General features: G+C 68.3%; 10 protein-coding genes and 1 pseudogene. 7 read left to right on the top strand and 4 right to left on the bottom strand.

Translation table 11 applies throughout. The features are described from left to right. The 7 genes and pseudogenes from QRN53_RS18180 to QRN53_RS18150 all read left to right on the top strand — a co-directional run. Positions 1-124, top strand: a pseudogene (locus QRN53_RS18180) (IS982 family transposase); the annotation flags it as partial. A gap of 137 nt (positions 125-261) precedes the next feature. After that, positions 262-1,710 (top strand): DUF7847 domain-containing protein, encoded by a 1,449-nt coding sequence (locus QRN53_RS18175; protein WP_285245208.1) that lies wholly within the window; start codon positions 262-264, stop codon positions 1,708-1,710. Next, complete coding sequence (locus tag QRN53_RS18170; RefSeq protein WP_285245207.1) at positions 1,700-2,344, top strand: DUF4129 domain-containing protein; 645 nt, start codon at positions 1,700-1,702, stop codon at positions 2,342-2,344. Before QRN53_RS18175 ends, QRN53_RS18170 begins: the two co-directional genes overlap by 11 nt. Beyond that, positions 2,341-3,552, top strand: coding sequence for a DUF4350 domain-containing protein (locus QRN53_RS18165; protein WP_285245206.1), 1,212 nt, complete (start codon positions 2,341-2,343; stop codon positions 3,550-3,552). Before QRN53_RS18170 ends, QRN53_RS18165 begins: the two co-directional genes overlap by 4 nt. After that, a complete protein-coding gene (locus QRN53_RS18160; protein WP_285245205.1) occupies positions 3,549-4,562 on the top strand; it encodes an AAA family ATPase in 1,014 nt (337 codons plus the stop codon). Before QRN53_RS18165 ends, QRN53_RS18160 begins: the two co-directional genes overlap by 4 nt. Next, the gene (locus QRN53_RS18155; RefSeq protein WP_285245204.1) at positions 4,562-5,854 is read left to right on the top strand and encodes a DUF58 domain-containing protein; all 1,293 of its coding nucleotides are present in this window, start codon (positions 4,562-4,564) and stop codon (positions 5,852-5,854) included. Before QRN53_RS18160 ends, QRN53_RS18155 begins: the two co-directional genes overlap by 1 nt. Before the next feature lie 40 nt (positions 5,855-5,894). Then, positions 5,895-6,608: a DUF4166 domain-containing protein gene (locus QRN53_RS18150; RefSeq protein WP_285245203.1), complete on the top strand. Its 714-nt coding sequence runs from the start codon at positions 5,895-5,897 to the stop codon at positions 6,606-6,608. Between the two features lie 2 nt (positions 6,609-6,610). Here QRN53_RS18150 and QRN53_RS18145 read toward each other — a convergent pair whose 3' ends face one another. The 4 genes from QRN53_RS18145 to QRN53_RS18130 form a co-directional block, all read right to left on the bottom strand. Beyond that, entirely contained in the window at positions 6,611-7,678 is a 1,068-nt protein-coding gene (locus tag QRN53_RS18145; RefSeq protein WP_285245202.1) for a uroporphyrinogen decarboxylase/cobalamine-independent methonine synthase family protein, read from the bottom strand. Then, positions 7,675-8,073 carry a chorismate mutase gene (locus QRN53_RS18140; RefSeq protein ID WP_285245201.1) on the bottom strand — a complete coding sequence of 133 codons (399 nt, stop codon included), beginning with the start codon at positions 8,071-8,073 and terminating at the stop codon, positions 7,675-7,677. Before QRN53_RS18140 ends, QRN53_RS18145 begins: the two co-directional genes overlap by 4 nt. A 112-nt stretch (positions 8,074-8,185) precedes the next feature. Continuing rightward, complete coding sequence (locus QRN53_RS18135; protein WP_285245200.1) at positions 8,186-9,901, bottom strand: ABC transporter ATP-binding protein; 1,716 nt, start codon at positions 9,899-9,901, stop codon at positions 8,186-8,188. After that, positions 9,898-10,926 carry an ABC transporter permease gene (locus QRN53_RS18130; protein WP_285245199.1) on the bottom strand — a complete coding sequence of 343 codons (1,029 nt, stop codon included), beginning with the start codon at positions 10,924-10,926 and terminating at the stop codon, positions 9,898-9,900. Before QRN53_RS18130 ends, QRN53_RS18135 begins: the two co-directional genes overlap by 4 nt.

The following is a 10,926-nucleotide window of genomic DNA, read 5'->3' as shown; positions in this document are numbered from 1 at the left end:
CCGCACCCTCGAAGGCGTCAAAGCACGCGTCGCAGCCCGGCTCCTGGCCCTCGCAGCCGGCATCTGGCACAACTGGCACACCGGCGCGCCCCGCAAACGCTCCCTAATCGCCTACGACCACTAAATCCAATAGGACTTAATCATCTAGGCGGTCCGACGCCGGAACTATAGTCTTGGGGTCATGCCCTGCGCTGCCGGCGGGCACCTTTCCACGGGGCAGCGCGCGGGCATCAGGCGTACTGGTATTGGGGGAGGAAATCAGTGTCACCACAGGAGTCGGAACCCGGCGGGCCACGGCAGGGGCAGCCGGACGATGGAGCCGACGACGCCGGATCGGGCGCCGGAAGCGGCCCCGGTCCCGTGCCGCCGGGTTGGCAGCAGCCATGGGAACCGCCTGCAGGGCAACAGCAGCCAGCAGGCCAGCAACCGCCCGCCTGGCAGGGCCGGCCGTCGTGGCAACAACCGCCGCCGCCGCCCCCGTGGCAGCAGCACGACGGGCAGCAGCCGGGTGTCCCGCACCCCGGCAGCCCGTACAACGGCCAACCCCCTTACGCCGGCCAACCTTACGGGGCGCCCGGATTTGGCGGCCAGCCGTACAACGGGGTCCCCTACCCGGGCGCACCCTATGGCGGCCCTCCCTGCGGCCAGCCGCGCTACGTCGCACCCCCCAAACCCGGGATTATTCCCTTGCGGCCCCTGATGTTCGGGGAAATCCTGGACGGTGCTTTCCAGGCGATGCGCCGCAATGCCAAGGCGATGGTGGGCGCCGGTCTCCTGACCCAAGCCCTGGCAGCAGTTATCACCGCAGTGGTCACGGCAGTGAGCGCCTCCTCTGCCGTATCCCTTGGCGGGTGGGCGCGTACTGCCACCCGCGGCGATATGGCGTCCATGGCCATCGGGCTCATGTCCGGCGCCGCTGTGGTGACCATCCTGTCCGTGTTTCTCTCCGCCGTCCTCCAGGGGGCCATGGTGGTGCCCGTGGCCCGGTCGGTCCTTAACCGCCCCACCGGTTTCCGCCGGATGTTGTCGCTGGCCCGGCCCCGGATCGGAGCGCTGTGCGGGTTGGCTGCGCTGCTGGTCGCCGCGGGAATTGCGGCCATGGTGCTGCTGGCTGCCTTCCTTACTCTCTTCTTCACCAACGTTCGTGGTGCCGCGTCCCTCTTTGCGTTCCCCGTGCTCCTGGGCTTCGTCGCCGTCTTCGCCTGGGTGGGCATCAAGCTCATGGTGGCGCCGGCCGCCGTGGTCATCGAAGAACTTGGCGCTTTCGCCGGACTTCGGCGGTCGTGGGCGCTGACCCGGGCCAACTGGTGGCGGATCCTGGGCGTCACCCTGGTGGTGTCCATCCTGGTCGGGGTCATCAGCCAGGTTGTCCTGATCCCGGTGAGCTTCCTGCCCGCGGTCCTGGCCGGGGTCGTCTCGCCACACGGCGGCAGCGGACAAGACGCCACACTGGCCGTGGTCCTGGGCGTCGTCACCGCCCTTGTCGGCGCCTTGGTGGGCGGTGTGGGCTTCGCGTTCCAGACGGCCGTGATGGCGTTGCTTTACATGGATCTGCGGATGCGCAAGGACGGCCTTGATATCACTTTGCTGCGCCAGGCGGAGACCGGAGCGGATCCTGACGGCATCCCGGGCCGGGAGCCCGGGCCCGGGACCGCCACTCCCTACCCCGGGCGGGGAGCGGCGCCGGGAGCCTGGCCCTATGGCCGCTGAGCCTCCGGTACTTCCAGGCACCGACGAGGCACGGCGCTGGGCTGCCGAGGAACTGTCCAAACCTGAATACCGGGAGGCCGCACCCTCCTTTCTTGACACCCTGTGGCGGAACTTCCTTGACTGGCTGCAATCCCTGGACGGCTCGCGGGGGGATGCGCCGTCCATCCCCGGCGTTGCCATCGCCATTGTCATTGCCGCGATCATCGCGGCCGCGATCATCCTCGCGCGCCCCCGTCTGAACGCCCGCACCCGGCAGGCCAGGGACGTCTTCGAGGTGGAAGACTCACTGGCGGCCGGGGACTTCCGTGCCCGCGCGGACGCTGCTGCCGCGGCGGGAAACTGGGGGGACGCCGTCGTCGACCGTTTCCGGGCCCTGGTGCGCAACGCCGAACTCCGCACCGTTCTGGACCCTCAGCCGGGAAGGACTGCGGACGAAGTGGCACGGGCGCTGTCCGTCCAGTTCGCCGCCGAAGCCGGATCCCTGCAATGGGCAGCGGCCACCTTTGACGGGATCCGCTACGGTAACAGGCCGGCGGACAGCGGACAGTACCGGGACATGGTGGGACTCGATACCAGGCTGGAGGCCATGAAGCCCGCAAGCGCCGGTTCCGCCGGCACGGTGCCTGCGCCATGACCGGGCAGCCAACCGTGGGCACGGGGCGCTGGAACACGCCAGGCTCCGGGAACGCCTCCGCGCAAGCCCGGCGGGGCCGCGGGCCCTTCGCATGGATCGGGAGCCACCGCGGCCTGGCGGGTTCCGCCGTGGTGGCCATCATGGCGCTGGCATTGGTCATCGGGACCCAACTGGCGCCTAAGGGCGACACGGTACCGTTGTCCGTCCACAATGCCGGACCCAACGGCGCCAAGGCGCTCGCGCAGATTCTCGGCCACCATGGCGTGAACGTCCACACCCCGGACCGCTTCGATGCAGCGCTGGCCGACCTCCAGTCAGGCTCCTCCCCCACGCTGCTGGTTTACGACCGGAACGGCATCCTTGGAAAGCCCCAGCTTGCCGCCTTGCTGGCCGCGTCGGACCGTGTGGTGGTCATCTCACCCAGGCTGGACACCCTCGCCGCCTTGGATGTCGGCATCCACCAGGCCGGAGTCGTGCCTGACGTCTTCCCGGTCCTGGACCCAAGGTGCACCCAGACCGACGCCAATGCCGCGGGCCAGGTCACCGGCCAAGGTGGTTTCGTGTACGACGGCGGCAGCACCTGTTACCGGGCAGCGGGAACCGCCGGGATGCTCGCCGTCAGCAGCGACCGGCGCACGGCAGTGCTGGGAAGCACTGCCATCCTGGGGAACGACAAGCTCGACGACCTGGGAAACGCCGCCCTGGCGGTCAGGCTGCTCGGCGCCTCGCCGGACCTCGTCTGGTACCTGCCCTCGCTGGAGGACGTTACGGTGACCGGCCACGGGAAGACCCTCGATGACCTGGCACCGGGTTGGGCGCGGTTCCTGGGGCCTTGGCTGCTCCTCGTGGCAGTAACGGCAATCCTCTGGCGTGGCCGCAGGCACGGGCCGTTGGTATTCGAGCCCCTCCCGGTGGTGGTCAAGGCGGTTGAGACCGCGGAAGGACGCGCCAGGCTCTACCAGGACTCGCGTGCCCTGGACCAGGCCCGGGACAACCTGCGGGCCGGCATGCTGGCGCGGCTCTCCGGAAAGCTCCGACTGGGACCGGGCGCCGGAGCCGAGGACGTCATTGCCGCCGCGGCCCGGCTCCTGGGCCGGGACCCCGCCGTCGTGCGCGTGCTGGTGAACGAACGCCCGGCAACCGAAGCCCGCCTGGTGGCCTGGTCACAGGCCATGGACAAACTCGAGAAAGAGGTCATGACCCAATGAGCGAACACAGCAGTGGCCCGCAGGTCCTAAATTCGGTGGGGGGCGGCAATTCAGTGGACGACAACGCTGCCAGGCAGGCGCTCCTTGCTGTCCGCCACGAGGTGGCAAAAGCGGTGGTGGGCCAGGACGCAACTGTCACGGGCTTCCTGATCGCCCTGCTTGCGCAGGGGCACGTGCTGCTGGAAGGCGTCCCGGGCGTGGCCAAGACCCTGTTGGTCCGGGCGTTGTCCTCGGCCTTGAGCCTGGACACCAAGCGGGTGCAGTTCACCCCGGACCTGATGCCCGGCGACGTCACAGGCTCGCTGGTCTATGACGCCCATACCTCCGAGTTCAGCTTCCGCGAGGGGCCGGTGTTCACCAACCTCCTCCTCGCGGACGAGATCAACCGGACGCCCCCCAAGACCCAGGCATCGCTCCTTGAAGCGATGGAGGAACGGCAGGTATCCGTGGACGGCCGGGCCCGGCTGCTGCCGGCACCGTTCCTGGTGGCTGCCACCCAGAACCCGGTGGAGTACGAGGGGACCTATCCGCTGCCCGAGGCGCAGCTGGACCGGTTCCTGCTCAAGCTGAGCATGCCGCTGCCGCAGCGCCAGGATGAAATCGAGGTCATCAGGCGCCACGCCGCCGGGTTCGATCCCCGGGACCTGGCTGCCGCCGGTGTGCAGGCGGTGGCTGGTGCCCAGGACCTGGAGCGGGCCCGCGAGGCAGTGGCCCGGGTGGCATTCGAACCGGAAATCATCGGCTACATCGTGGACCTGGTTCGGGCTACGCGGAGTGCCCCATCCTTCCAGCTCGGCGTCTCCCCGCGCGGTGCCACCGCCCTGCTCAACGCCTCACGGTCCTGGGCATGGCTTTCCGGGCGCTCCTTCGTCACCCCTGATGACGTCAAGGCGCTGGCACTGGCCTGCCTGCGCCACCGCGTGGCGCTGCAGCCCGAGGCACAGATGGACGGGGTCCGGGTGGACGATGTCCTTGGCAGCATCCTGGCGTCCGTTCCCGTTCCCCGCTGATGGCCATCTCGGGCCGTTTCGTCTCACTGGTACTACTTGGCCTTGCCCCGGTGCTGCTCTTCCCCGGCTGGCTGACCGTCCTTGCCACCGTGGCCGTGCTGGCGGCGCTGGCGTTTACGGACGTGGTGTTTGCCGGGTCGGTGCGACGGATCAGCCTGGCGCGCCCGGCGCCCGGGAATGTGACACTGAATAACCCGGCGGATGCGGTGTTCACGATCCGCAACGACGGCAGCCGGGCGGTGCGCGGCTCTGCCAGGGACGGTTGGCAGCCTTCGGCCGGCGCCCGGAACGCCGTGCAGGACATCAACGTGCCGGCAGGCGAAAGCCGCCGGTATACGGTGCGGCTTCAACCGGTCCGGCGGGGGGACCTCACAACGCCGCACGTGACCATCCGTTCCTATGGCCCGCTTCGCCTTGCTGCCCGCCAGCGGACCATCGGGTGTCCCGGCTCGCTGCGGGTCCTGCCGCCCTTCCATTCCCGGCGGCACCTGCCCTCAAAGTTGAGGAAGCTGCGCGAACTCGACGGCAGGGCCGCCGTCCAGATCCGCGGTGCCGGAACGGAGTTCGACTCCCTGCGCGATTATGTCCGGGGTGACGACGTCCGCTCGATCGACTGGCGCGCCACCGCCCGTCGCTCAGCGGTGGTGGTCCGCACCTGGCGCCCCGAGCGGGACCGGCGGGTGGTGATGGTCCTTGATACCTCCCGGACGTCCGCCGCAAGGATCGGCGACGAAACACGCCTGGACACTGGAATGGAGGCCGCGCTCCTCTTGGGTGTCCTGGCCGAACGGGGCGGGGACCGGGTCGACTTCGTCGCGTTTGACCGGCGGACCAGGGCACGTGCCGCTTCCGCCGGGCAGGGGAACATCCTGGGGAGGCTGGTCCAGGCCATGGCCCCGCTGGAAGCCGAGCTGATCGAGATGGACTGGCCGGCGGTCCCCGCGCAGGTCAGGGCGCTCTCTGCGCATCGATCCCTGGTGGTCCTGCTGACGTCGCTGGACGGCGGTGCACCAGAGGAAGGCCTGCTCCCGGCCGCCGAACGGCTGGCCAGCCAGCACGTCGTGGTGGTGGCCGCCGTCCGCGACCCCCAACTCGGCGCCATGCTCCGCGTACGCAGCGATGCCACCGGCGTGTTCCGGGCAGCCGCAGCGGAGCGCGCCCTCCTGCAGCGAGCAGCCCTGACCGCCGAGTTGCGGCGTTACGGCGTGGAAGTGGTGGACGCCGAACCCCATGAGTTGCCGCCCCGGCTCGCGGACATGTATATCCGGCTCAAGGCTGCCGGTAGATTGTGAAACCGGCGGCAGCCGTCCGCCACAGCAACAGGAGGTCACCATGAGCGTCCCGATCTACCAGCAGGCCCTGGGTGCCGGGTTTTCCCGCCTGCAGCCCGAATTGCAGGAGTACTTCTCCCTGGCCCCGGGATCAGGGCAATACGGCGTGGGCGAAGGAACCTTCGACGTCGTGGGCTGCCGCCAGCGGTGGCTGCGCCCTCTGCTGCGGCTCACTAGCGGCGAAGAAGCCTTTTTCCCCGAGTACGGTGAAAAGGTCCCGTTCCGGATCGAAAACCATGCGCACCAGGATCCCTTTGGCCGTTCCAGCCTGACCGCACGCCGGGAAATCCGCTTCCCCGGGCGCACCCGGCTCTTCCAGGACACCACCAGCGCCACCATGCGCGGCGGCGCAACCCAGCTGGTGGATTACGTCGGCCGGTACCGGCGCCTCGTGACGGACCTGAACCTCGAAGTGACCCCGGAAGGAAGGCTGCGTGGCGTGTCCGAGGCTTCGCGGCTCTTCCTCGGGCCGCTCCGGGTGCCCCTCCCCCGGGCGCTGGACGCAAAAGCCTACGCGGAGCAGTGGTGGGACCCGGCCGAAGGCCCCCATGGGCGGCACCGTATCCAGGTGAAGGTGATCCAGCCGCAGATCGGCTTGGTCCTGGTGTACGCGGGCGCTTTCGACTACAGGCTGCGACCCTACTCCGGTGGCAGCTCCGCCCAGAGCTACCTCCCCCGGTACGCCCAGCCGGACCGCTGGGAGAACCGGGTCTGAGCCTATCCCAGCACCCGCTGGTTGAGCCCGTCCGCCACCTGGGTAAGCCTGCCCAGGACCTCTGTTGCCTGTGCCGGGGTGAGTCCTGCCAGCCCTGCGGAGGGCGTCACCCGCACCGCGCTGAGCAGCTGGGCCGGAAGGCCCAGCTGGCGCCAGGGACGCCAAAGCGATTCCACGCAGTCGGCCACCCGCGGGAGCGTGCCACCGGAAGCCTCCAGCGCACCGGCCCAGAAATGCTTCCCGGCCTCGACGGCACCGGCGAGCTGTTCCCATTGCCTGTTGGTCAGGGCCTTCAACGGCAACGCTATGCCGTCAGCCCCCGCGGAGAGGGCCAGCTCGATCGGCGCTTCGATGCCCGGCAGGAACACGATGACGTCGGCGGCTCCCGCTGCCCGGAGGGCGTCCAGGACCAGGCGCCAGGCCTCCCGTGCTTCGGCGGCCGCAACGGCCCGGAGGGTCCGGTATCCGCTGGCCGTGGGAATGGTCCCGGCCAGCACCGACGAAATCGCCGGTTCGTCCATTTGGACCACCAGCCGGGCGCCGGGTACCGCTGCGGCGGCCCTGCCAAGGTAACCGCCCACCCCGGCGGCCAGGGAGGCGGCGAGGTCCCGGCGGGCGCCGTGGTCCAGCAGGGCCCGTTCGCCGTTGTGCAGGTAAAGCCCGGCGGCAAGGGTTAGCGGCCCTACAAGCTGGATCTTCAGGTCCCGGGCCGATACGTCTTCCGCGCCGGCGACGTCGGCCAGGACGTTCAGGTCGGTGGAGAGTGCCGACGCGGCACGCCGCATGTCCTTGCCTGGACGGTCAACGAGCCGCCATCCGTGCGGCTGGACGTCCACCGCCAGTTCTTCGAGGAAGGATGCGGTGCGGCCCAGGGCGTCAGAACCAACGCCGCGGTCCGGCAGTTCGGCCAGGAAGGGCAGGTGCGGGCTGCCAAGCTCGCCGCGAATGATCCGGGCGGCTTCGAGCGGATCATCGCCGGGCCACGGTCCCAGGCCGGTGGCCGTGACTTCCTGCGGCGAAACGACGGCCGGCTGCCCGCCTGGTGCGGGTTGGTGCTGCTCCCGGCTCACGCCAGTGCTGAGCTGCGGGGGTTGGCTCCCGCCGAAGCCTGGTGGTCCTCGGCAATGGCCTCGTGGTGGCGGATCACCTCGCCGATGATGAAGTTGAGGAACTTTTCCGCGAAGGCGGGGTCGAGGTGGGCGTCCTCGGCGAGGCGCCGCAGCCGTGCGATCTGGGCGGCCTCGCGTCCGGGGTCGCCGGCGGGCAACCGGTACGCGGCCTTCAGGAAGCCCACCTTTTGCGTGGCCTTGAACCGTTCGGCCAACAGGTACACCAGGGTGGCATCGATGTTGTCAATGCTGGAACGGATGGACAGCAGTTCAGCCATCACCGAATTATCCACGTGCCCTGCCAGTGAACTGGCGGATGGATCGAAATCGTCTGAGCCGGGGTTGTGCTGCGTCATGGTTCCAGTCTATGGGAGCCGATGGAATCAACGCGGGTGTGAAGCGCCGGTGCCGGCTGACTGCCGGCACCGGCGCCCTCAACTCCTGCATGCAGGAGCCGCGAGGGCAGACTCAGATGCCCAGCAGTGCCCGGTGTTCCTCGCGGCGCTTGGCCTGTTCGTCCGGGTCCGGCACCGGCAGCGAGGCGATCAGGCGGCGTGTGTAGTCATGGCGGGGGTTGCCCATGACCTGGCTGCCGATTCCCTGTTCCACCAGTTTGCCCTTGTACAGCACGCCCACCCAGGAGGACAGGATGTCCACCACGGCAAGGTCGTGGCTGATGAAGAGGCAGCCGAAGCCGAACTCCTCCTGAATGTCCTTGAACAGTTCCAGGACCTTCGCCTGCACCGAAACGTCCAGGGCCGACGTCGGCTCATCCGCAATCAGCAGCCGCGGATTCAGGCTCAGTGCCCGGGCCAGTGATGCCCGCTGCCGCTGCCCGCCGGAGAGTTCGTGCGGGTAGCGGCCCGCGTACGACGCCGGCAGCTGCACCGATTCCAGCAGCTCGCCGACGCGCTTGCGCGCCTGCGCTTCGCTGGGCCGGGTGTGGATCAGCATAGGCTCCGCGATGCATTCACCGATTGTCAGTTGCGGGTTGAAGGAGGCGGCCGGGTCCTGGAAGACGAACCCGATGTCCTTGCGGAGCGGTTTGAACGTGCGTTCACGCAGGTTCAGCATTTCGTATCCCAACACCTTCAGGCTGCCTCCGGTGGTTCGGTTCAGCCCGGCGATGGCCCGCCCGATGGTGGTCTTGCCGGACCCCGACTCCCCTACCAGGCCGAACACCTCGCCCCTGGACAAGGTGAAGCTGACGCCGTCCACTGCCTTGAATGCGGGGGTACCCAGCCGTCCCGGGTATTCGATCACCAGGTTGTCGGCGGACACCAGCACTTCCCCGTCCTGGTGCGGACGTTCGGCCAGGCCCGCCGACGCCGAGTTGCGGCCCAGGTGCGGCACGGCAGCGAGGAGGTTCCGGGTGTAGTCCTGGCGGGGTTCAGCGAACAGCGTCTTCGCCGTGGCCTCTTCGACGATGTCGCCCCGGTACATCACCACCACCCGGTCGGCGAGGTCGGCCACGACGCCCATGTTGTGGGTGATCAGGACGATCGAGGTGCCGTATTTGTCCCGCAGGTCCCGGAGGAGTTCGAGGATTTCCGCCTGGACCGTGACATCCAGTGCCGTGGTGGGTTCGTCAGCGACGATGAGGCCGGGGTTCAGCGCCAGGGCGGCCGCGATCACTACACGCTGTTTTTGTCCGCCGGAAAATTGGTGCGGGTAGTAGTTGACACGATGTTCGGGGTCCGGGATCCCCACCTTGCGCAGGGCTTCGATGGCCCGTTCCTTGGCTTCTTTTTTTGATACGCGCCCGCTGCCGTCTGTTCCGGCGTGGGCCCGGATGCCTTCGGCGATCTGCCATCCCACCGTGAAGACGGGGTTGAGGGCGGTGGACGGTTCCTGGAAAACCATGGCCACATCGCGTCCGCGGATCTGGCGGAGCCGCCCGGGGCTGAGGCTGATGACGTTGGTGCCGTTGATCATCACCGCGCCGGAGCTCATCGCTGTTTCGGGCAGCAGGCCCAGGATGGTTTTGGCGGTGACAGTCTTGCCGGAGCCGGATTCGCCCACGATGGCCAGCACTTCTCCGGCCCTGACGTCAAGGTTCACATCCTTGACGGCATGGACGTCCCCGCCGTCGGTGGCGAAGGTGACCTGCAGGTGGTCGATCTCCAGCACCGTCTTGGGGTCTTGTTCCTTGTGGTCCGAAACGGACCCTAAGTTTTCGGTCACGGGTTGCTCAATTCTGTTTCGGTACCGGATCCAGCTGACGCGGCGGGTACCGCGACGGCAGCTGCTTTGCGGTTGATCCGCTTCCGCCCGCGCAGGCGCGGATCGTTGAGGTCGTTGATGCTTTCGCCCACGAGCGTCAGCCCCAGCACGGTCCAGACGATGGCCAGGCCGGGGAACAGGCCCGTCCACCAGATGCCGGACGTGGTGTCGGCAAGGGCCTTGTTCAGGTCAAAGCCCCATTCCGCGGCTGAGCTCGGCTCGATGCCGAATCCGAGGAAGCCCAGCCCGGCGAGGGTCAGGATGGATTCGGAGGCGTTGAGGGTGAAGATCAGCGGCAGGGTGCGGGTGGCGTTCCGGTAGATGTGCCGGGTCATGATCCTGATGTTCGAGGCGCCCACCACCTTGGCCGATTCGACGAAGGGCTCGGCCTTCAACCTGATGGTTTCGGCCCGGATCACCCTGAAGTATTGCGGGATGAATACGACGGTGATGGAGATGGCAGCAGCAAGGATTCCACCCAGCAGGCTGGACTGGCCGCCGCTGATGACAATCGCCATGACGATCGCGACCAGCAGGGACGGGAAGGCGTAGATCGCATCGGCGACCACCACCAGGATGCGGTCCAGCCAGCCACCGATGTAGCCGCTCACCAGACCGAGGATGACGCCGGCGAAGATCGACAGGATCACGGCGACGATGATGACCAGCAGGGCGGTCTGGGTGCCCCAGATAACCCGGGAGAGCACGTCATAACCGCCGACTGTGGTGCCCAGGAGGTGCTTGCCGCCGGGGGCCTGCTGGGTGGGGAAGCTGCCGTCGGCGTCCGAGAGTTGGGCAAAACCGTAGGGGGCGAGCAGCGGAGCGGTCAGCGCGGTCAGCAGGAAGACTCCGGTGAGGACCAGGCCTACAACGAGCATGAACCGCTGCAGGCCGACACTCTTGTTGAAGTGGGAAACAACCGGCAGCCGGCGGAGGAAGGATGCCCGCGGGTTGGCCACGGGTTCCAGGGTGGTCTCGGCAGTCAT

The organism is Pseudarthrobacter sp. fls2-241-R2A-127, from assembly GCF_030209355.1.
Lineage (GTDB): Bacteria > Actinomycetota > Actinomycetes > Actinomycetales > Micrococcaceae > Arthrobacter.
The sequence above is the reverse complement of the archived record's forward strand: the minus strand, read 5'-3'. Positions and strand labels throughout refer to the sequence as shown.

Excerpts from the sequence above, each read along its gene's own strand:
- QRN53_RS18170 (WP_285245207.1), top strand. The coding sequence starts at position 1,700 with ATGGCCGCTGAGCCTCCGGTACTTCCAGGCACCGACGAGGCACGGCGC.
- QRN53_RS18165 (WP_285245206.1), top strand. The coding sequence starts at position 2,341 with ATGACCGGGCAGCCAACCGTGGGCACGGGGCGCTGGAACACGCCAGGC.
- QRN53_RS18160 (WP_285245205.1), top strand. The coding sequence starts at position 3,549 with ATGAGCGAACACAGCAGTGGCCCGCAGGTCCTAAATTCGGTGGGGGGC.
- QRN53_RS18155 (WP_285245204.1), top strand. The coding sequence starts at position 4,562 with ATGGCCATCTCGGGCCGTTTCGTCTCACTGGTACTACTTGGCCTTGCC.
- QRN53_RS18150 (WP_285245203.1), top strand. The coding sequence starts at position 5,895 with ATGAGCGTCCCGATCTACCAGCAGGCCCTGGGTGCCGGGTTTTCCCGC.
- QRN53_RS18140 (WP_285245201.1), bottom strand. The coding sequence starts at position 8,073 with ATGACGCAGCACAACCCCGGCTCAGACGATTTCGATCCATCCGCCAGT.
- QRN53_RS18130 (WP_285245199.1), bottom strand. The coding sequence starts at position 10,926 with ATGACTGCCGAGACCACCCTGGAACCCGTGGCCAACCCGCGGGCATCC.